The organism is Modestobacter italicus, from assembly GCF_019799965.1.
Lineage (GTDB): Bacteria > Actinomycetota > Actinomycetes > Mycobacteriales > Geodermatophilaceae > Modestobacter > Modestobacter italicus_A.
In genome coordinates, this window is record NZ_JABGCJ010000009.1 from 100,527 (window position 1) to 119,156 (window position 18,630).

Below are 18,630 nucleotides of genomic sequence, written 5' to 3' on the forward strand. Positions count from 1 at the left end.
CCCGGGACCCGGGGGTGACGGGCGCGAGTTCACCAGAACGTCACGCCCCGGGGGTCGACCCGCTCCCGAGTCTCACCCCCGCAACACAGGTTCGCTCTGCCGGGTACGCGTCCCACCCCACCACGGCGCCTGCGCGAGCGCGTACAGCGCCACCCCGACGGCCAGCATCAGCCCGGCCCGCAGCCAGGTGGTGGCCTCCTGCTGCCACAGCAGCAGGAGGCAGGAGCCGATCGCCAGCACCGGCAGCACGACGGGTGCGGTGAAGTGCTCCTCGGCCACCCGGTCGCGGCGCAGCACCAGCACGGCGACGTTGGTGCTGAGGAAGACCAGCAGGAGCAGCAGGACGACGATGTTGGCGAGCGCGCCGAGGTCGCCGATCAGGGTGAGCGACATGGCCACCGCGGTGGTCACCGCGATCGCCACCCACGGCGTCCGCCGACCGGGCAGCACCCGGCCGAGCACCGGCGGGAGGAGCCGCTGCTCGGCCAGCCCGAACACCATCCGGCTCGCCATGATCATCGTGAGCAGCGCGCCGTTGGCCACGGCGACCAGCGCGATGGCGCTGAACAGCTGGTCGGGGACGCCGATCCCGGTGGCCTGCACCACCGCCAGCAGCGGGCCGGACGAGGCGGCCAGCTCGTCGGCGGGCAGCACGACCGAGGCCGCCAGCCCGACCAGCACGTAGACGACCCCGGCGGTCAGCAGCGCCCCGAACAGCGCCCGCGGGTAGACCCGGCGCACGTCCCGCACCTCCTCGGCGACGTTGGCCGAGGTCTCGAAGCCGACGAAGGAGTAGTAGGCCAGGATCGCCGCGGCCAGCACGGCCGAGCCGGCGGAGACGCCCTCGGGGAACTCGACCACGCGGCCCGGGTCGCCGTCGCCTCGGCCGAACACGACCGCCGCGAGCACGACGACCAGCACCAGGCCGAAGACCTCGACCACGGTCATCACCACGTTGGCCCGCACCGACTCCTGGATGCCGCGGGCGTTCAGCAGCGCCACCAGCAGCAGGAACACCAGGGCCGCGGGCACGGCCGGCACGTCGAGGAACACCCCGAGGTAGTCGCCGGCGAAGGCCAGCGCCAGGCCCGCGGCGCTGGTGACGCCGGCGGCGAGCATGCAGTAGCCGACCAGGAACGACAGCACCGGACGGCGGAAGGCCCGTTCGGCGAAGACCGCCGACCCGCCGGCCCGCGGGTACTTGGTGACCAGCTCGGCGTAGGAGACCGCGGTCAGCATCGCCAGCCCCAGGGCGACCAGCAGCGGCACCCACAGCGCCCCGCCGACCTCACCGGCGATCTCGCCGACCAGGGCGTAGATGCCCGCGCCCAGCACGTCGCCGAGGATGAACAGGTAGAGCAGCTTGCCGCTCACCGCCCGCCGCAGTGCGGTGTCCTCACCCGCGGGAGCGGCGGTCTGCTGATCAGGCTGGTCCACCGGCCGAGTCTCAGGTGAGGTCCCGACCCCGGCAACCGCAGCGCGCGACGTGCCCCTCCTGGGTGACCCGCTCAACCGACCACCTCCCGTTGCCGATGAGTGATCGACAAGGTGAGCACCACGACGGCGCGTCCACGGACGGGCGCAGCGGCCGTGCGACAGCAGGAGGTGACCGACGTGGGGGCAGGAGCCGACGACGTCGTCCACGCGCGCCCGGCCGCGGTGCCGGACGGTGGCTGGGCCGCCGCCCTCGACGCCGTGCTCGCCGACCCCGCCCAGCCACGGCTGGTCTTCCAGCCGATCGTCGACCTGCGCCGTGGCCTCATCGCCGGGTACGAGGCGCTGTCCCGCTTCGACGGCCCCGCCGGCTGCGGTCCCGACCGGTGGTTCGCCGCGGCCGACGAGCTCGGCCTCGGCGCCCGGTTGGAGGCGCGGGTGGTCACCGCGGCCCTCGCCGTGCGCGCCGAGCTGCCGCAGCACTGCTTCCTGAGCGTCAACGTCAGCCCGCACCTGCTCACCGAGCCCGAGCTGGCCGACGTCCTGCTGGCCGCCGACGACCTCACCGGGCTGGTGCTGGAGCTCACCGAGCACGTCCCGGTCGAGGACGCCGAACCGCTGATCGCACTGCTGGACCGGCTGCGCAGCGTCGGTGCGGCGGTCGCCCTGGACGACGCCGGTTCCGGCTACTCCGGGTTGCAGCAGCTCGCCCGGCTGCGCCCGGACTTCGTGAAGCTGGACCGTGCACTCGTCGACCACGCCGACCGGGACGAGGCCAAGCTGGCGCTGGCCGAGCTGCTGGGCACCTACGCCGGCCGGCTGGACGCCTGGCTGCTGGTCGAGGGCATCGAGCGGGTCGAGGAGCTGGAGGCGTTCGTCCGGCTCGGCGTCCCGCTGGCCCAGGGCTACCTGCTGGCCGAGCCCGGGCCCGGATGGCCGCTGCTGCGCCCCGGGGTGTCGGCCAGGTTGCAGGCGATGGCCGCGCGCAACGCCACCGTCGACACGGTGGCCGCGCTGGCCGAGGCCGCCCCGACGGTGCGTTCCTGCGACCCGGCCGGTGACCCGGCCGCGCTGACCGAGGCCGCCGCGCTGCTGGCCGCCGACCCCGGCCTGGACCTCGTGGTCGCCGTGGACGACCTCGGTTGCCCGGTGTACCTCGTGCGCCCCGGCCAGCGGGACACCGAGGCCGGCACCGACGTGCAGCTGGTGCCGGTGAGCCTGCGGGTGCGGCCCACCGCACAGCTGGTCGAGGTGGTCACCCGGGCGATGACCCGCGTCCCCGCCCGCCGGTTCGACCCGGTCCTCTGCGTCGACGACACCGGCCGGCTCATCGGGCTGGTCCGGCCCGAGCGGATGACCCTCCGCCTGGCCGAGCTCCACAGCGGCGCGGGCACCGAGCTCGCGACCTCCCACGCCACCCCCGGCCCGGTGACCGCCGAGCCGGTCCTCACCTCAGGAGCGTTCCGATGAAGCAGTTCGACTGCGCCGACCTCGTCCCCGGCTGCGGGGCGGGCTTCCGCGCCGCCACCGCCGACGAGATCATCGCCCTCGGCCGGGTGCACGCCGCTGTCCACCACGGCCTGCACGGTGAGGACTACACCCCCGAGATCGAGGCGGCCGTCCGGTCGCTGATCCGGGACGTCGCCCCGGCGGTCGCGGCGTGAAGGAGTTCGACTGCGCCGACGTCGTCCCCGGGTGCGGGGCCGGGTTCCGTGCGCCCACGGTGGCGGAGCTGCTCGCACACGGGCGGGTGCACGCCGCGCACGCCCACGGCAAGGCCGAGGCCGACATGCCGACGGTGGACGTCGCGGTCACCGCGGCCATCCGCGACGCCGGCTGAGGGCACCTGCCCGGGTCAGTGCTTCTCGGCCGGTGCCCGGTGGGCCTTGACCACCACGAGCACGTCCTCGCTCTGCAGCGTGCCGATCAGCGGGTCGTCGAAGCGCAGGGTGCGCCCACCGCGGGCCACCGACAGCACGACGTCGCGCAGCTGACGCGGCCCCAGCCCCACCTCTGAGGGGGTGACCGTGCGCTGGGCGAGGTCCAGTCCCCGCCCGCTGGTCAGCAGGTCCTCCACGACGGCGACCACGCCCGGCTGGTCGGTGGACAGGCCGAGCAGCCGCCCGGAGGTGGCCGAGGTGGTGATCACCGAGTCGGCGCCGGACTGGCGGAGCAGGCTGGCGTTCTCCTCCTCGCGGACGCTGGCGGTGATCGGCACCGTCGGGTTGAGCTGGCGCACGGTGAGGGTGATGAGCACCGCGGCGTCGTCCCGGTCGGCGGCGACCACCACGGCCCGGGCCTTCTCCACCGAGGTGCGGCGCAGCACGTCGGTGCGCCCGGCGTCGCCGAGCACACCGGTGAACCCGGCCGAGGTCGCCTCCTCGATCGCCCGCGGATCGGTGTCGACGACGAGGATGTGCTCGGCGTCGGTGCCCGTGCTGAGCAGGGCTCGGATCGCGCTGCGGCCCTTGGTGCCGTAACCACAGACGACGACGTGCTGGCGCACGCGGGACCTCCAGCGTCGGATCCGGAACTCCTCCCGGGAGCGCGCGGTCAGCGCCTCCAGGGTCGTCCCGATGAGGATGAGCAGGAAGGTGACCCGCAGGGGCGTGATCACCAGGATGTTCACCAGTCGCGCCCCCGGTGTCACCGGGACGATGTCCCCGTAGCCGGTGGTGGAGAGGCTGACGGTGGCGTAGTAGGTGGCGTCCAGCACGCTGATCTCGCCGCCGTTGGCGTCCCGGTAGCCGTCCCGGTCCAGGTAGACGATCAGCACGGTCAGGACGAGCACGATGGCGGCGATGACCACCCGCCGCCACACCTGGCGGGCGGGGGACTCCTCGATGTGCGGCAGGTGGACGCCGCTGTGGTCCTGGTTCATGGCCCCGGCCGGTCTCCCGTCACCGGCGGGACGATAGCCGCCCCGGGCGGGCGGCGCGGGCCGACCGGCCGCTCATCGTCCCTCGGGCGCCGCCGCCAGGGCCTGCAGCACCCGGTCGAGCAGGGCGTGCAGGGTGGCGCTCTCCTCCGCGGTCAGGCCGATCGCCTCGGGCCGGCCGAGCTCGGCCAGCACCGGACCGGCGGCCTCCAGTGCCTGCCGGCCGGCGGCGGTGAGCCGGACGTCGACGCGCTGGCCGCGGCGGGCGCCCACCGGCCGGTCGACCCAGCCGGCGTCGGCGAGGCCCTGAAGCAGGGTGGACATGCTCTGCGGCGTCATCGCCAGCCGGCGGGCCAGCTCGGCGGAGGTGAGCGCGGGCTCGCGGGCCAGGTGCACCAGCACGAAGAAGGTGTGCGGGCGCAGCCCCACGGTGGCCAGGCGCCGGGCGAAGGCGGCGTTCATCTCCGCTCCGGCCCGGGCCAGGGCGTAGGCGGTGATCCCGGTCGGGCCCGCGGCCAGCCAGCCGGGCAGCGGCGGTTCCTGACCGCCTCCGTCCGATGGGTGCTCCACGAAGGGACACCGTAGGGTGCCGGCAGAGCATCAGTCTCCTGATGCTCTCGCTGGAGGGGGACGGACATGGGGCGGCTGACCGACTGGGTGCTCGCGCACCGCCGGTTCGTGGTGCTGGGCTGGCTGGCGGTCGCCGCCGTGGGCGGGATGCTGGCGCCCACCACGATCGACCGGCTCGGCTTCGACTTCTCCACCCCCGGTCAGCCGGCGTACGAGGCGAACCAGGCGATCGTCGCGGCGGTCGGCACCGGCGGGGGCGTCGATCCGCTGGTGGTGACCGTCCCGCTGCCGGAGGGCACCACCGTCGAGGCCGCCCGGCCCGAGCTGGCCGCGGCCTTCGACCGGCTCCGCCAGCCGGGGTGGCGCGTCGCCACCCCGTTCGACGAGACCCCCGGCGCGGACGTGCTGGCCGCCGACGGCACCGCGGTCGCCCTGGTCTGGCCACCGGCGGTCGAGGGCCCGGCGCCGTACGCCGCCGCGCTGCCCCAGCTGGAGGGGGCGCTGCAGGACGTCACGGTGGCCGGGGTCGAGCCGGTGGTGACCGGCACGCCGGTGCTGGCCGAGGGCGGCGGCGACGAGCGGCCGATCATCGTGGAGATCGCCCTCGGCGCCGGTGGCGCGATCGTCGTCCTGGCGCTGGTGTTCGGCTCGCTGCTCGCGCTGGTCCCGCTGCTGGTCGCCGCCGTCGCGATCACCACCACGTTCCTGCTGGTGCTCGGGCTGACCACGCTCACCGACGTCAGCTTCATCGTGCAGTACCTGGTCGGGCTGATCGGCCTGGGCGTGGCGATCGACTACTCGCTGCTGGTGGTGATGCGCTGGCGGGAGGAGCGAGCCGCCGGCGCCGACGACCTGGCCGCGGTGCGCACCGCGATGACCACCGCCGGCCGCGCCGTGGTGTTCAGCGGGGTCACCGTCGCCATCTCGCTGCTGTCGCTGGTCGTGCTGCCGCTGCCGTTCCTGCGCACCGTCGGCTTCGGCGGGCTGTTCATCCCGCTGGTCAGCGTGCTCGTCGCGCTCACCCTGCTGCCGGTGCTGCTGGCCTCGGCCGGGCGCCGGCTGGAGTGGCCCCGCCGCCGTCCGCGCGGCGCGGAGAGCCCCACCTGGCACCGGGTCGGGACGACCGTGGTGCGGCACCGCTGGGTGGCAGCAGCGCTCGCTGCCGGGCTGCTCCTGCTGCTCGCCTCGCCGGTGCTCGGCATCCGGCTGGGCAGCCCCGAGGTCTCCGCGACCGCCACCGGGTCATCCCCGGCGGCGACCGCGTTCCAGGCGATCACCGGCGACGGCCTGCCGGCCGGGCTGGCCCGCCCGGTCGAGGTGCTCACCGACGACCGGGCCGCCGCCGTCGAGCGGCTCTCGGCGGTCGAGGGGGTCGCCGGGGTGCTGGCGCCCGAGGCGGAGGGGTGGCAGGGCAGCGGCACCGGGGTGGTCGACGTGGTCCTGGCCGCCGACCCGTCGTCCACCGCCGGCCGGGACGCGCTCACCGCGGTGCGCGAGGCCGCCACCGAGCTGGACGGCGCGCGGGTCGGTGGCACGGCGGCCGGCGACGCGGACTCGGTGGAGGCGATCTACGGCAACGCCTGGTGGGTGCTGCCGCTGGTCGTCGTCGTCACCTTCGCGCTGCTCGCGCCGGCGCTGCGGTCGATCTGGCTGCCGGTGAAGGCGCTGCTGCTCAACGTGGTCTCGATCGCGGCCGCCTACGGGATGACCGTGTGGATCTGGCAGGAGGGGCACCTGACCGACCTGCTGTTCGGCGCGACCGCCACCGGCACGCTCACCTTCTGGGTGCCGGTGGCGGCTTTCTCGTTCCTGTTCGGGCTGTCGATGGACTACGAGGTCTTCATCCTGTCCCGCATCCGGGAGGGCCGGGACGCCGGCATGAGCACCGACGAGGCCACCGTGCACGGCGTCGGGTACACCGGCCGGCTGGTCACCTCGGCGGCGCTGATCCTCTTCCTGGCCTTCGTCGCGCTGTCCACGGTGCCGGTGGTCGACGTGAAGATCTTCGCGACCACGCTGGCGCTGGGCATCCTGCTGGACGCCACCGTCGTCCGCGGGGTGCTCACCCCGGCGCTGGTCGCGCTGTTCGGCGACGTCAACTGGTGGTGGCCGTTCGGCCGGTCGCGGCGGCGCGCTCGCGGGCGCTCAGCTCCCGCTTGAGCACCTTGCCGGCCGGCGACACCGGCAGGGCGTCGACGAAGACGACGTCCCGCAGCCGCTGGTAGGGGGCGAGCTGCCGGTTGACCGCGGCCATGACGGTCTCGGCGGTCAGCGCGGCACCGGCGTCGTCGGCCCGGCGCACCACGTAGGCCACCGGCAGCTCGCCGGCCTCCGGGTCGGGGCGGCCGACCACCGCGGCGGCCGCCACTCCCGCGGTGCCGAACAGCAGCTCCTCCAGCTCGCGGGGGAACACGTTGTAGCCCTTGTAGAGCAGCATGTCCTTGGTCCGGTCGACGATCGCCAGGTAGCCGTCGGCGTCGAGCACCCCGACGTCGCCGGTGTGGAACCAGCCGTCGGGGTCGATCGCCTCCGCGGTGGCCTCCGGCCGCCGGGCGTAGCCGCGCATCAGCTGTGGTCCGCGGATGCAGACCTCGCCGCGCTCGCCGGCCGGCAGCGGGTCCCCGCCGCCGAGCGGCCGGATGGACACCTCCGTGTCCGGCAGCGGGACGCCGACCGTGCCGGGCTTGCGCAGCCCCGAGGTGTGCGGTGGGTTGCCGGTGGCCTGCATGGTCACCTCGGTGAGGCCGTAGCCCTCGGCGATCACCGCGCCCGGGGCCAGCGCGCGCATCCGCTCGATCAGCGGCACCGGCAGTGGGGCGGCGCCGCTGGCGAAGCCGCGCACGGTGGACAGGTCGGCCTCGGCGATCCCGGGCACCTGCAGCAGCGCGACGAACACCGGCGGGGCGCCGCCGATGCTGGTCACCCGGTACCGGACGGCGTCGGCCAGGTAGTGCGCCGGGTCGAAGCGGTCGTGCACGACGACGGTCGCGCCGGCCATCACCTGGCCGTTGAGGTAACCGATCACCCCCATCGCGTGGAACCACGGGGTCAGGTTGATCAGGGTCGCGGTGCCCAGCCGGGTCGGGTGCTCCGCGGCGCTGCCGACCTGGTCGAGGGTGACGTCGCCGGCGTCGTCGAGGGCCGGGACCGAGCCGGAGCTGAAGCACGCCGCCTGCAGCACGTTGGTGACCACCGCCCGGTGCGGCAGCTCGACGCCCTTGCTCACCCCGGTCGTGCCGCCGGTGTAGGCCAGGTGGGCCAGGTCCTCTGCCGGGTCGACGTCGGCGTCCCGGTGGGCGTCGGTTGGGTCGGCGGCCAGCAGGTCGGCGAGGGAGACCGCGTCGGGCATGTCGGCCAGCTCGACCGGGGCGCCGGGGTCGGCGATCTGCTGCGGCCCGGTGACCACCACGGTCTGCACCCCGGTGGCCGGCAGCGCCACCCGGACGGCGGGCAGCACCGGCTCCCAGGTCACCAGCGCGCGGGCGCCGGCGTCGGCCAGCTGGTGCGCCAGTGCGGCCGGTGGCAGCAGCGGGTTGGTGGGGGAGAAGGTCGCCCCCGCCAGCAGCACCCCGTAGTAGACGGCCGGGTACTGCAGGCAGTTGGGCAGGTGCACGGCGACCACGTCACCCCGGCCGATGCCGTGCGCAGCCAGCCCGGCGGCGACCGCGTGCGCCCGACGGCCCAGCTCGGTGAAGGACAGCTCCACGTCGTGGTGCACGAACGCGGTGCGGTCACCCCAGCGGCGCACCGCGGCCCGCAGGACCGACCCGACCGGCACGTCCGGGTAGCTCAGCGATCGCGGCAGCCCTGGCGGCCAGGTCGACGGCTGGGTCGACGGCTGGGTCGACGGCTGGGTCGACGGCTGGGTGGTGCACGGGGCCTGCGTCGCGGTCATCGTCGTCCTCTCGGTCGGCGTCGTTGCCGAGCCCCCAGCGTGGCCCAGGTCACCCCCCGCGTCGAGTGATCGGGCGTGCGCCAGGATGGCGGGATGAGCCCCCAGCGCACGGCACTGGTCCTCGGCGGCGGCGGCATCACCGGCATCGCCTGGGAGATCGGGGTCATCGCCGGTCTCGCCGAGGCCGGCGTCGACCTGACCACCGCCGACCTCGTCGTCGGCACCTCGGCCGGGTCGGTGGTGGGCGCACAGCTGCGCAGCGGCACCGACGTCGAGCAGCTCTACGCCCGCCAGCTGGAGCCGGCCGGCGCCGAGCGCGTCGCACAGCTGGGCCGCGGCACGCTGGCCCGCTACGGGCTGGCGATGCTGCTCGCCCGCCGGGACGACGCCGCCTTCCGCCGCCGCATCGGCGAGCTGGCCCGCCGTGCGGCCGACACCGGCAAGACCCCCACCGAGGACGAGCGCCGGGCCGCCATCGCCTCCCGGCTGCCCGACGCGCAGTGGTCCAGCCGGCCGCTGGTGGTCACCGCCGTCGACGCCGACAGCGGGGAGTTCACCACCTTCACCCGGTCCTCCGGCGTCGACCTGGTGGCCGCGGTGGGGGCCAGCTGCGCCGTCCCCGGGGTCTACCCGCCGGTGACCATCGACGGGCACCGGTACATGGACGGCGGCATGCGCTCCCCGGCCAACGCCGACCTCGCCTCCGACGCCGACCGGATCGTGGTCATCGCCCCGCTGCCCCGTGGGATGGGGCCGATGACCAGCGTCGACGCCCAGGTCACCGGGCTGGTCAGCCGGGTCGCCGTCGTCTCGCCGGACGAGGCGAGCCTCCGTGCCATCGGCAAGAACGTGCTCGACCCGGCCGCCCGTGAGCCCTCGGCCCGCGCCGGCCGGGCGCAGGCGGCGAGCGTGGCCGCCCGGGTCGCCGAGGTCTGGCAGGGCTGATCCACGACGCTCGTGCTCTGCGTCGTCGGCGCGCGCAGAGCACGAGCGCCGACCACCCACCTGACGACGAGCACCGCGCCGACCGGGGACGAGCACCAGCCGACGACGAGGGGACGTGGGATGACCGCACCAGTGCTGACCGAGGTGACCGACGGGGTGGGCGTGCTCACCCTCAACCGGCCGGCGGCCAAGAACGCCGTCGACCTGGCGACCACGCAGGCCCTGGCCGCCGCCGTGGACGAGTTCGACGCCCGGGACGACGTCGCGGTGCTGGTGCTCACCGGCGCCGGGGGCACCTTCTGCGCCGGGATGGACCTCAAGGCCTTCGCCCGCGGTGAGCGCCCGCGGATCGAGGGCCGGGGGTTCGCCGGCCTCACCGAGGCGCCGCCGGTCAAGCCGCTGATCGCCGCGGTGGAGGGCTGGGCGCTGGCCGGTGGCTGCGAGCTGGCGCTGACCGCCGACCTGGTGGTGGCCGCCCGGGACGCCCGGTTCGGCATCCCCGAGGTCAAGCGCGGCCTGTTCGCCGCCGGCGGCGGGGTGCTGCGGCTGGCCAAGGCGCTGCCCTACCAGCGGGCGATGGAGATGGCGCTGACCGGTGACCCGCTCACCGCGGAGGAGGCGCACCGGTTCGGGCTGGTCAACACCCTCACCGAGCCGGGCGGTGCGCTGGCCGGCGCCCGGGAGCTGGCTGCCCGGATCGCGGTCAACGGGCCGCTGGGGGTACGGGCCAGCAAGCAGCTGATCGCGGGCTCCGTCGGCTGGACCGACCGGGCCGCACTGGCCGCCCAGCGCGAGCTCGCCGACCGCGTGTTCGCCTCCGCCGACGCCCTGGAGGGCGCCCGCGCCTTCGCCGAGAAGCGCGCTCCGGTCTGGCGCGGCGAGTGACGGCCCAGCGGGCCCACCCCTGACCGGGAGCCCGCTGAGCTGTCACTCGGTGCGTGCGGCGGCCCTCCCGTGCGGGAGAGGCGACGCGCCGGGCGACGCGCCGGGCACGGCGGTCGGCTTCACCCGTTGTTCGCCGGGCCTTGCCTGTGCGCGCGCTGAGGTCGCACTGTGCTGGGTGGGCGGGCCGTCGGCGAGGGTCGCCGTCCGAGCCCGTGGGGGTCCCGATGAGCCGTACGTCCCGGTTGTCCGCCGCTGCGCTGACAGCCCTGCTCGCCGTCCTGCTGTCCCTGGTGGTCGCCCCGGCGTCCTCGGCCACGCCGCCGCGCGGCGGCGGGGGGCACCACGGTGCCGGTGCCGAGGACCTGCTGGTCATCGGGCACCGCGGCGCCTCCGGCTACCGCCCGGAGCACACGCTGGCCTCCTACGAGCTGGCCGCCCGGATGGGCGCGGACTACGTCGAGTGCGACGTGGTCAGCACCGCCGACCACGTGCTCGTCTGCCGGCACGAGAACGAGATCTCCGGCACCACCGACGTGGCCGACCGGCCCGAGTTCGCCGACCGGCGGACGACGAAGACCGTCGACGGCGTCGAGCTGACCGGCTGGTTCACGGAGGACTTCACGCTGGCCGAGCTCAAGACGCTGCGGGCGGTCGAGCGGCTGCCCGAGCTGCGCGAGGAGAACACCCTCTACGACGGCCTCTTCGCCGTGCCGACCCTGGACGAGTTCCTGGAACTGCGCCGTGACCTCAGCCGGGAGCTGCGCCGCGACGTCGGTGCCTACATCGAGACCAAGCACCCCACCTACTTCGACGGCGTGGGCCTGTCGCTGGAGGAGCCGCTGCTGGCCGACCTGCGCGAGGCGCGGCTGGACCGGCGCAACTCGCCGGTGTTCCTGCAGTCGTTCGAGACGGCGAACCTGCGCGAGCTGGACGCCGCCCGGGTGCGGGTGCCCCTGGTGCAGCTGCTGTCGGCCGGCGGCGCCCCGGCCGATCTGGTCGCCGCCGGTGACCCGCGCACCTACGCCGACCTCTCCACCGCTGCCGGCCTGGCCGAGATCGCCGAGTACGCCGACGGGGTGGGCCCGGAGAAGTCGCAGGTCATCCCGCTGGAGGCCGACGGCACGCTGGGCGAGCCGACGTCGTTCGTCGCCGACGCGCACGCGGTCGACCTGTTGGTGCACCCCTACACGTTCCGCAACGAGAACGCCTTCCTGCCCGCCGACCTCGACGAAGGCGCCGACCCGGCGGCCTACGGCCGGGCGATCGAGGAGCAGCTGCGGTTCTGGGAGGCCGGGGTGGACGGCATCTTCACCGACAACCCCGACACCGGCGTGGTCACCCGCGACCTCTTCCTGGACCCGGCACTGGCGCCCGCCGCCTGACGCCCTGGTGCCGCGAGTGACAGCTCAGCGGGCTCTCCGGCTGCGGTGAGCCCGCTGGGCTGTCACTGGTCGTTCAGGTGGCGGAGGAGGGTCTCGCCGATGTCGCGCATCGCGGCGACCTGCTCGGGGCTGAGCTGGTCGAACAGGTGGGTGCGCACGCTCTCCACGTGCACCGGCGCGGCGCCCTCCAGCGCGGCGAAGCCCTCGTCGGTGAGGACGGCGAGCTGGCCACGGCCGTCCTCGGCGCACACCTGCCGGCGCACCCAGCCGCGCTCCTCGAGCCGGGAGACGGCGTGCGAGAGCCGGCTGCGGGAGGACAGGCACCGCTCGGCGAGCTCGCTCATCCGCAGCTGGCGGCCCTCGGTCTCCGACAGCTGGACGAGGATCTCGTAGTAGGCGTGCGAGATGCCGGTCTGCCGGGTCAGCTCGCGGTCCAGCCGGTCGTCCAGCAGCATCCAGCTGTAGAGCCAGGCGCGCCAGGCCCGCTGTTCGGCGGCGTCGAGCCAGCGCGGCTCGGCGGGTGCCGCCGGGATGTCGTCAGCCGCCGACCGTGCGGCGGCCGACACGTCACTCGTCATGTGGACGAGGGTACTGGCGGAATACTCAAGTCTTCAACTACGCTACGGCCCGACGCAGGCAGTCAAACGCTCAACCACTTGGAGTCCGCCATGGCCAGCACCACCCAGATCCCCGGTTACGTCGTCGGCACGTGGGACATCGACGCGTCGCACTCGACCGTCGGCTTCTCCGTCCGCCACATGATGGTCAGCAAGGTCCGCGGCTACTTCCGTGAGTTCTCCGGAGAGATCGTCACCGCCGCCGACCCGTCGCTGTCCACCGTGCACGCCAAGATCAACATGGACTCGATCGACACGCGCCAGGAGCAGCGGGACGCCCACATCAAGTCCGCCGACTTCTTCGACGTCGGCAACCACACCGAGATGGAGTTCCGCTCCACCGGCGTGCGCAACAAGGGCGAGGACTGGGTCGTCGAGGGCGACCTGACCATCAAGGGCATCACCAAGCCCGTCACGCTGAACCTCGAGCTGAACGGCTTCGGGCCGGACGCCTACGGCGGCACCCGCGCCGGCTTCTCCGGCAAGACCTCGATCTCCCGCAAGGAGTACGGCGTGGACATCGACATGCCGATGGACGGCGGCGGCGTCGTCGTCGGCGACAAGATCGACGTCGAGCTCGAGATCGAGGCCGTGCTCCGCGCCGCCTGATCCAGCCAGCACTTCCCCGAGGGCCCCGGCGCACTGCGCCGGGGCCCTCGGTGCATCCGGGACGCTGCCAGCCAACTCACAGCCGGCGGGCAGGAACCACAGCACCCCCGCGCAGGACAGTGACGGCGTGCAGACCGTCCGCCCGTGGGCCGCGACCGCCGCCCGGCTGCTGCTCGGCGTCGTGTTCGTCGTCGCCGGCGCGCTCAAGCTGCCGGACCCGGCCGCCGCCGAGCGGGCGGTGCGCGCCTACCGGCTGCTGCCCGAGGCGCTGGTCAGCCCGGTCGCGTTCGGGCTCCCGGTGCTGGAGATCGCCGTCGGCCTCGCCCTGCTCGCCGGGGTGTTCGTCCGGACCGCGGCGATCGCCTCGGCGGTGCTGATGGTGGTGTTCCTCATCGGCGTGGGCTCGGCCTGGGCCCGCGGACTGCAGATCGACTGCGGTTGCTTCGGTGGCGGCGGGGAGGTCGCCGCCGAGGACACCGGCTACCCCGGCGAGATCGCCCGGGACACCGCCCTGCTGTTCGTCGCCCTCGCCCTCGCCCGCTGGCCGTCGTCCCGGCTCGCGCTGGGCACCCCTGATCGAAGGGAGCACGCCGATGTCCGGTGAGTCCAAGCGCGAGGCCGCCCGCAAGCGGATCGCGGAGAAGCGCGCGGCCGAGGCCGCGGCCCGCGCGGCGGCCGAGCGCCGCCGCCGCACCGTGCTCGGCGGGGCGGTCGCGGCCGCGGTGCTGGTGATCGCCCTGGTCGTCGTCTTCGTCGTCCAGAGCTCCCGGACGTCGACCGCCGAGGACGCCGCGGCCCCGGCCGGCACGGTCGCGGACGGGACGGCGTTCCCGGTCGGCCAGGCCGACGCCCCGGTCACGGTGAGCGTCTACGCGGACTACCAGTGCCCGGTCTGCCAGCGCTTCGAGGAGGCCAACGGCGACACCCTGGACCAGCTGGTCGCCGACGGGCGGATCGTGCTCGAGCACCGCCCGATCGCGATCCTGGACCGCTTCTCGACCACCGACTACTCCACCCGCGCGCTGAACGCGGCCGCGGTCGTGGCGGACGAGGCCGGGATCGAGGCGTTCGAGGAGTTCTCCGACCTGCTGTTCGCCGACCAGCCGGAGGAGGGCGGCGAAGGGCTCTCCGACGAGCAGCTCATCGAGTACGCCGCGCAGGCCGGCGCCACCGGGGACGCGGTGGAGCGCGGCATCACCGAGCTGCGCTTCGAGGACTGGGTCGCCCAGGTGACCGAGGCGGCGAGCCAGGCCGACGTGACCGGCACCCCGACCGTCCTCGTCGACGGTGAGCCGCTGGACAACACCACCCAGCTGACCCCGGAGGGCATCACCGCCGCGGTGGAGGCCGCCGCCCAGGGCTGACCACGCGTGGGTCGTCGCCCCGGGGACGGTGCCCGGCGGCCGCGGTGCCCGGCGGGGCTCCGCAGTCGGCGCCGCCGGGTGCGGCAGGCTGCCCCGGTGAACCGCGCGCGCACCGTCGTCCTGGCGGTCGGCCTGCTCGGCGGTCTGGTCGCGTGCGCTGCCGCGCTGCGGACCGGCCGGTACACCTCGGTCTGGCTGGAGTCCCAGGCGTCCTGCGAGCTGGCCGGGGAGTGCACGGCGGCCGAGGCGGCGGCGGCCCTCCGGTGGCTGTGGTGGCCGGTCGCCGGCGGGCTGGCGGTGCTGGCGGTCGCCGCCGTGCTGCTGGCCTGGACGCTCCCACCGGCGAGTCCGCGGGTGGAGCAGCCCCGGCCCGCGCCGGTGCACGCCCTCCTCGCCGGCCTGATCGCCTTCGGCACCGCCCTGCTGGCCGGCTTTCCGCTGCTCATCGCCGCGTTCTGGGGGCCGCACGCGATCGTCGTCGCGCTCGCCGCGGCATGGCTGGCCCAGGCGGCGGCAGTGCTGCTGGCAGGGCGGTCGGCGCGTTGGGGCCTGGCCGCACCGGGGCAGGACTGGCTCGCCGCACTGCTGGTGAGCGGTCTGGGTGCCGGGGCGGTCGTGCTCACCTGGCAGCTCTCGGACGCCCGGTCGGTCACCGTGCTGCCGGTCGTCGACGCGGTCGTGGTGGCGACCGCCGTGCTCGCCCAGCGCGCCCTGCGCCGGGTCGGGCACCCTCCTGCCTGGCCGTCGGTGGCCGGTGGGCTCGCGGTCCTGGCCGCCGGCATGGTCCTGCTGGTCGCGCTGCTCACCCCGGCGGCTCCCGTCGCGCCGACGGTGTCCCCGGCGCCGCTCGCCGAGCCGACCCCGACCCCGACCCCTGCCCCTGCTCCCGCGCCGGCTGCACCGCCGGTGCCCGAGCCGGCGCCCGAGCCGGTGGTGGCCGACCAGCCGTGCGCGCAGTCCGACCTCACCTTCCGGGTCGGCGGGTTCGACGCGGCGATGGGCGCCCGGGCCGCCGCGGTGGAGGCGACCAACACCGGCGCAGCCCCGTGCTGGCTGGAGGGCGTGCCGGTCGTCGTCCTGCTGCAGGGCGGGCGGCCGCTGGCCCTGCAGGTGGGACCGGGGGAGACCCCACAGGGCACGCCGGCCCAGGCGCAGCGGGTCGGCGTCGCGCCCGGCGGCTCGGCGTTCGCGCTGCTCACCTGGCGCAGCTACGGCGGCTGGGCCGACCTGGAGACCCCGCAGGCGGTGACCGTCGCGCTGGACGCGTCGAGCACGCTGGTCGCGGCCGAGGTGGACGGCGGGGGAGCGGCCCCGTTCGACATCGCCGACGGCGGCGCCTGGGGCATCGCCCCGTGGGCCCCGCCGTGGAACTGAGCACCTCCGGAGACGTCCGGCCGGCACCGACCTGCCCGGAGCCCGACCGCCCGGACCGCGCCGGCCCGACCGCGACCCGGCGCGCTGGGACACTGGCTGTCATGTCGACCACCACCCTCGCCCGCGTGCAGACCCGTCTCCCGTCGGCCGTCCCGGTGGCCGTGGGGCTGGCCGCCGGCTTCGGCATCGCCCAGGGCAGCGGCGTCCGCGCCCTCGGTGGCCTCGTCTTCGCCGTCGGCGGCCTGGCGGCGGGCTGGCTCTGGTACCGCCGGCGCGGTCCGGCCGTGGCCGCCGGGCTGGCGGTCGCCTACGTCGCCGCGTTCGTGCTCGCCCACGTGCTGGCCATCGGCGTCGGCTGGCCGGCCTGGCTGGCCGTCGGGCTGGTGACGGTGCTGGCCGCCGCACTGTCCTGGGCCGTCGCCGACCGCGGGCCGGCCTGAGGCCTCGGTCCAGAGGCTCGCCCCGAGCGGCGAGGGGGTCCTCCAAGAGTGGGGGACCGGTCACAGCCGGCCGGTCGGGGGCCCGCCGTCCCCTACCATGGGAAGGTCTCGGCCGCCTGGGCCGTTACGCCTGTCGCGCGCCGTAGCGCGCAGACCCCCCACGCGATCCCGAGGTGCCTCTCCGCATGCCCACCCGCAACGACCTGCGCAACGTGGCGATCATCGCCCACGTCGACCACGGCAAGACGACCCTGGTCGACGCCCTGCTCCGGCAGGCCGGTGCCCTGGGCCGCGCCAAGGGCGAGGGAACCGACAACGACTCCACGCAGGACCGGGTCATGGACTCGATGGACCTGGAGCGCGAGCGCGGGATCACCATCCTCGCGAAGAACACCGCGATCCACCTGCACGACGACGACGGCAACCCCGTCGTGGTCAACATCGTCGACACCCCCGGCCACGCCGACTTCGGTGGCGAGGTGGAGCGCGCGCTGTCGATGGTGGACGGCGTCGTCCTGCTCGTCGACGCCTCCGAGGGCCCGCTGCCGCAGACCCGCTTCGTGCTGCGCAAGGCGCTGGCCAAGGGGATGCCGGTCATCCTCGCGGTCAACAAGACCGACCGCGGTGACGCCCGCATCGAGGAGGTCGTCGACGAGACCTACGAGCTGTTCATGGAGCTGCTCGAGGACGCCGGCCTGCCCGCGGAGACCCTCGAGTTCCCGATCGTCTACTGCAACGGCCGCACCGGCCAGGCGTCGCTGAACAAGCCCGAGAACGGCACCGTCCCCGACAGCCCGGACCTCGGCCCGCTGGTCAAGACCCTGCTGGACACCGTCCCGGCGCCGGAGTACGACGCCGAGGAGCCGCTGCGCGCGCAGGTCACCAACCTCGACGCCTCGCCGTTCCTGGGCCGGCTCGCGCTGCTGCGCATCCACTCCGGTGAGATGAAGCGCGGTCAGCAGGTGGCCTGGTGCAAGGCGGACGGCACCATCACCCGGACGAAGATCACCGAGCTGCTGGTCACCGAGGGGCTCACCCGCACCCCGGCCGAGAGCGCCGGCCCCGGCGACCTGATCGCCATCGCCGGCATCGAGGACATCATGATCGGCGACACCCTCGCCGACCCGAACGACCCGCGCCCGCTGCCGGCGATCACCGTCGACGAGCCCTCGATCTCGATCACCATCGGCATCAACACCTCGCCGATCTCGGGCAAGAGCGGCAAGAAGCTCACCGCCCGGCTGATCAAGAACCGCCTCGACCAGGAGCTGGTCGGCAACGTCTCGGTGCGGATGCTGCCCACCGAGCGCCCGGACACCTGGGAGATGCAGGGCCGCGGCGAGCTGGCCCTGGCCATCCTGGTCGAGCAGCTGCGCCGCGAGGAGTTCGAGCTCACCGTCGGCCGCCCGCAGGTGGTCACCAAGGAGATCGACGGCAAGCTGCACGAGCCGGTCGAGCGGGTCACCATCGACACCCCCGGCGAGTACGTCGGGACGCTCACCCAGGCGCTGGCCACCCGCCGCGGGCGGCTGGAGAACCTGGTGCACCACGACACCGGCTGGGCGCGGATGGAGTACATCGTCCCGTCCCGCGGCCTGATCGGGTTCCGCACCGAGTTCCTCACCGAGACCCGCGGCACCGGCGTGCTGAACCACAACCTCGAGGGCTACGAGCCGTGGCTGGGCGACATGCGCGCCCGCCCGACCGGCTCGCTGGTCGCCGACCGCAGCGGTGTGGCGACGACGTACTCGATGTTCTCCCTGCAGGAGCGCGGCCAGATGATGGTCGAGCCGGGCACCGAGGTCTACGAGGGCATGATCGTCGGTGAGAACTCCCGTCCGGACGACATGGACGTGAACATCACCAAGGAGAAGAAGCTCACCAACATGCGCAAGTCCACCTCCGAGGAGCTGGAGCGGCTCATCCCGCCGCGGATCCTCAACCTGGAGCAGGCGCTGGAGTTCTGTGCCGAGGACGAGTGCGTCGAGGTCACCCCGGGCGCCGTGCGGGTGCGCAAGGTGGAGCTGGACCAGACGATCCGCGGGCGGGCCAAGAACCGGAAGCCCAAGCCCTGATCCAGGGTCCCTCGCCTGCGAGGGGCCGGACCTGCTGACCGACGCCGTCGTCCCCCCCCCCCCCCCCCCCCCCCCCCGGGGGGGGGGGGGGCGGTCGCCTGCGGGGCGCCCCGCACCGGGGAGGGGGGGGGAAGGGGGGGGGGGGTGGTCGGGGGGGTGGCC

The 18,630-nt window shown here is 74.7% G+C and carries 18 protein-coding genes; 13 read left to right on the plus strand and 5 right to left on the minus strand.

Annotated features, from left to right (window positions below):
• Positions 1–72 precede the first annotated feature (72 nt).
• Positions 73–1,437 carry an APC family permease gene (locus HLA93_RS19030; RefSeq protein WP_222196014.1) on the minus strand — a complete coding sequence of 455 codons (1,365 nt, stop codon included), beginning with the start codon at positions 1,435–1,437 and terminating at the stop codon, positions 73–75.
• A 153-nt stretch (positions 1,438–1,590) separates the two neighbouring features.
• On the opposite strand from HLA93_RS19030, the gene HLA93_RS19035 reads away from it, so the two are divergent.
• The 3 genes from HLA93_RS19035 to HLA93_RS19045 are packed head-to-tail and all read left to right on the plus strand — an operon-like array spanning position 1,591 to position 3,274.
• Positions 1,591–2,904: an EAL domain-containing protein gene (locus HLA93_RS19035; protein WP_308128239.1), complete on the plus strand. Its 1,314-nt coding sequence runs from the start codon at positions 1,591–1,593 to the stop codon at positions 2,902–2,904.
• A complete protein-coding gene (locus HLA93_RS19040; protein ID WP_222196015.1) occupies positions 2,901–3,098 on the plus strand; it encodes a DUF1059 domain-containing protein in 198 nt (65 codons plus the stop codon). The genes HLA93_RS19035 and HLA93_RS19040 overlap by 4 nt, the downstream gene beginning before the upstream one ends.
• The gene (locus tag HLA93_RS19045) at positions 3,095–3,274 is read left to right on the plus strand and encodes a DUF1059 domain-containing protein (RefSeq protein ID WP_222196016.1); all 180 of its coding nucleotides are present in this window, start codon (positions 3,095–3,097) and stop codon (positions 3,272–3,274) included. Before HLA93_RS19040 ends, HLA93_RS19045 begins: the two co-directional genes overlap by 4 nt.
• Positions 3,275–3,289: 15 nt before the next feature.
• Here HLA93_RS19045 and HLA93_RS19050 read toward each other — a convergent pair whose 3' ends face one another.
• Together HLA93_RS19050 and HLA93_RS19055 are read right to left on the minus strand one after the other, a co-directional pair.
• On the minus strand, positions 3,290–4,315 hold the full coding sequence (locus tag HLA93_RS19050; RefSeq protein ID WP_222196017.1) for a potassium channel family protein: 1,026 nt from the start codon (positions 4,313–4,315) through the stop codon (positions 3,290–3,292).
• Between the two features lie 72 nt (positions 4,316–4,387).
• Positions 4,388–4,882: a MarR family winged helix-turn-helix transcriptional regulator gene (locus tag HLA93_RS19055; RefSeq protein ID WP_222196018.1), complete on the minus strand. Its 495-nt coding sequence runs from the start codon at positions 4,880–4,882 to the stop codon at positions 4,388–4,390.
• A 66-nt stretch (positions 4,883–4,948) separates the two neighbouring features.
• Between HLA93_RS19055 and HLA93_RS19060 the strand changes: the two genes are divergently transcribed.
• Positions 4,949–7,042 (plus strand): MMPL family transporter, encoded by a 2,094-nt coding sequence (locus tag HLA93_RS19060; protein WP_222196019.1) that lies wholly within the window; start codon positions 4,949–4,951, stop codon positions 7,040–7,042.
• Here HLA93_RS19060 and HLA93_RS19065 read toward each other — a convergent pair.
• Positions 6,978–8,777 (minus strand): AMP-binding protein, encoded by a 1,800-nt coding sequence (locus tag HLA93_RS19065; protein WP_222196020.1) that lies wholly within the window; start codon positions 8,775–8,777, stop codon positions 6,978–6,980. The genes HLA93_RS19060 and HLA93_RS19065 overlap by 65 nt on opposite strands.
• A gap of 93 nt (positions 8,778–8,870) precedes the next feature.
• Here HLA93_RS19065 and HLA93_RS19070 point away from each other — a divergent pair, with 93 nt between their 5' ends.
• The 3 genes from HLA93_RS19070 to HLA93_RS19080 all read left to right on the plus strand — a co-directional run bounded on the left by HLA93_RS19070 (position 8,871) and on the right by HLA93_RS19080 (position 11,989).
• A complete protein-coding gene (locus HLA93_RS19070) occupies positions 8,871–9,722 on the plus strand; it encodes a patatin-like phospholipase family protein (RefSeq protein ID WP_222196021.1) in 852 nt (283 codons plus the stop codon).
• 120 nt (positions 9,723–9,842) lie between these two features.
• Positions 9,843–10,607, plus strand: coding sequence for a crotonase/enoyl-CoA hydratase family protein (locus tag HLA93_RS19075; protein ID WP_222196022.1), 765 nt, complete (start codon positions 9,843–9,845; stop codon positions 10,605–10,607).
• A 224-nt stretch (positions 10,608–10,831) separates the two neighbouring features.
• Positions 10,832–11,989 carry a glycerophosphodiester phosphodiesterase gene (locus tag HLA93_RS19080; RefSeq protein ID WP_222196023.1) on the plus strand — a complete coding sequence of 386 codons (1,158 nt, stop codon included), beginning with the start codon at positions 10,832–10,834 and terminating at the stop codon, positions 11,987–11,989.
• 62 nt (positions 11,990–12,051) lie between these two features.
• Here HLA93_RS19080 and HLA93_RS19085 read toward each other — a convergent pair whose 3' ends face one another.
• The gene (locus HLA93_RS19085) at positions 12,052–12,567 is read right to left on the minus strand and encodes a MarR family winged helix-turn-helix transcriptional regulator (RefSeq protein WP_246627079.1); all 516 of its coding nucleotides are present in this window, start codon (positions 12,565–12,567) and stop codon (positions 12,052–12,054) included.
• A gap of 90 nt (positions 12,568–12,657) precedes the next feature.
• On the opposite strand from HLA93_RS19085, the gene HLA93_RS19090 reads away from it, so the two are divergent.
• The 6 genes from HLA93_RS19090 to typA all read left to right on the plus strand — a co-directional run bounded on the left by HLA93_RS19090 (position 12,658) and on the right by typA (position 18,468).
• Positions 12,658–13,215, plus strand: coding sequence for a YceI family protein (locus tag HLA93_RS19090; protein ID WP_222196024.1), 558 nt, complete (start codon positions 12,658–12,660; stop codon positions 13,213–13,215).
• 127 nt (positions 13,216–13,342) lie between these two features.
• Positions 13,343–13,819: a MauE/DoxX family redox-associated membrane protein gene (locus HLA93_RS19095; protein WP_222196025.1), complete on the plus strand. Its 477-nt coding sequence runs from the start codon at positions 13,343–13,345 to the stop codon at positions 13,817–13,819.
• Positions 13,809–14,579, plus strand: a complete 771-nt coding sequence (locus tag HLA93_RS19100) for a DsbA family protein (RefSeq protein ID WP_222196026.1) — start codon at positions 13,809–13,811, stop codon at positions 14,577–14,579. Before HLA93_RS19095 ends, HLA93_RS19100 begins: the two co-directional genes overlap by 11 nt.
• Before the next feature lie 96 nt (positions 14,580–14,675).
• Positions 14,676–15,953 (plus strand): DUF4232 domain-containing protein, encoded by a 1,278-nt coding sequence (locus HLA93_RS22140; RefSeq protein ID WP_222196027.1) that lies wholly within the window; start codon positions 14,676–14,678, stop codon positions 15,951–15,953.
• A gap of 101 nt (positions 15,954–16,054) precedes the next feature.
• The gene (locus tag HLA93_RS19110; protein ID WP_222196028.1) at positions 16,055–16,393 is read left to right on the plus strand and encodes a hypothetical protein; all 339 of its coding nucleotides are present in this window, start codon (positions 16,055–16,057) and stop codon (positions 16,391–16,393) included.
• A 185-nt stretch (positions 16,394–16,578) separates the two neighbouring features.
• Complete coding sequence (gene typA / locus HLA93_RS19115) at positions 16,579–18,468, plus strand: translational GTPase TypA (RefSeq protein ID WP_222196029.1); 1,890 nt, start codon at positions 16,579–16,581, stop codon at positions 18,466–18,468.
• Positions 18,469–18,630 lie beyond the last annotated feature (162 nt).

What these genes read in the sequence shown, in the direction of transcription:
- HLA93_RS19070 (WP_222196021.1), top strand. Translation starts at nt 8,871, where the DNA reads ATGAGCCCCCAGCGCACGGCACTGGTCCTCGGCGGCGGCGGCATCACC.
- HLA93_RS19110 (WP_222196028.1), top strand. Translation starts at nt 16,055, where the DNA reads ATGTCGACCACCACCCTCGCCCGCGTGCAGACCCGTCTCCCGTCGGCC.
- HLA93_RS19090 (WP_222196024.1), top strand. Translation starts at nt 12,658, where the DNA reads ATGGCCAGCACCACCCAGATCCCCGGTTACGTCGTCGGCACGTGGGAC.
- HLA93_RS19065 (WP_222196020.1), bottom strand. Translation starts at nt 8,777, where the DNA reads ATGACCGCGACGCAGGCCCCGTGCACCACCCAGCCGTCGACCCAGCCG.
- HLA93_RS19085 (WP_246627079.1), bottom strand. Translation starts at nt 12,567, where the DNA reads ATGACGAGTGACGTGTCGGCCGCCGCACGGTCGGCGGCTGACGACATC.
- HLA93_RS19050 (WP_222196017.1), bottom strand. Translation starts at nt 4,315, where the DNA reads ATGAACCAGGACCACAGCGGCGTCCACCTGCCGCACATCGAGGAGTCC.
- typA (WP_222196029.1), top strand. Translation starts at nt 16,579, where the DNA reads ATGCCCACCCGCAACGACCTGCGCAACGTGGCGATCATCGCCCACGTC.
- HLA93_RS19100 (WP_222196026.1), top strand. Translation starts at nt 13,809, where the DNA reads ATGTCCGGTGAGTCCAAGCGCGAGGCCGCCCGCAAGCGGATCGCGGAG.
- HLA93_RS19060 (WP_222196019.1), top strand. Translation starts at nt 4,949, where the DNA reads ATGGGGCGGCTGACCGACTGGGTGCTCGCGCACCGCCGGTTCGTGGTG.
- HLA93_RS19040 (WP_222196015.1), top strand. Translation starts at nt 2,901, where the DNA reads ATGAAGCAGTTCGACTGCGCCGACCTCGTCCCCGGCTGCGGGGCGGGC.
- HLA93_RS19075 (WP_222196022.1), top strand. Translation starts at nt 9,843, where the DNA reads ATGACCGCACCAGTGCTGACCGAGGTGACCGACGGGGTGGGCGTGCTC.
- HLA93_RS19080 (WP_222196023.1), top strand. Translation starts at nt 10,832, where the DNA reads ATGAGCCGTACGTCCCGGTTGTCCGCCGCTGCGCTGACAGCCCTGCTC.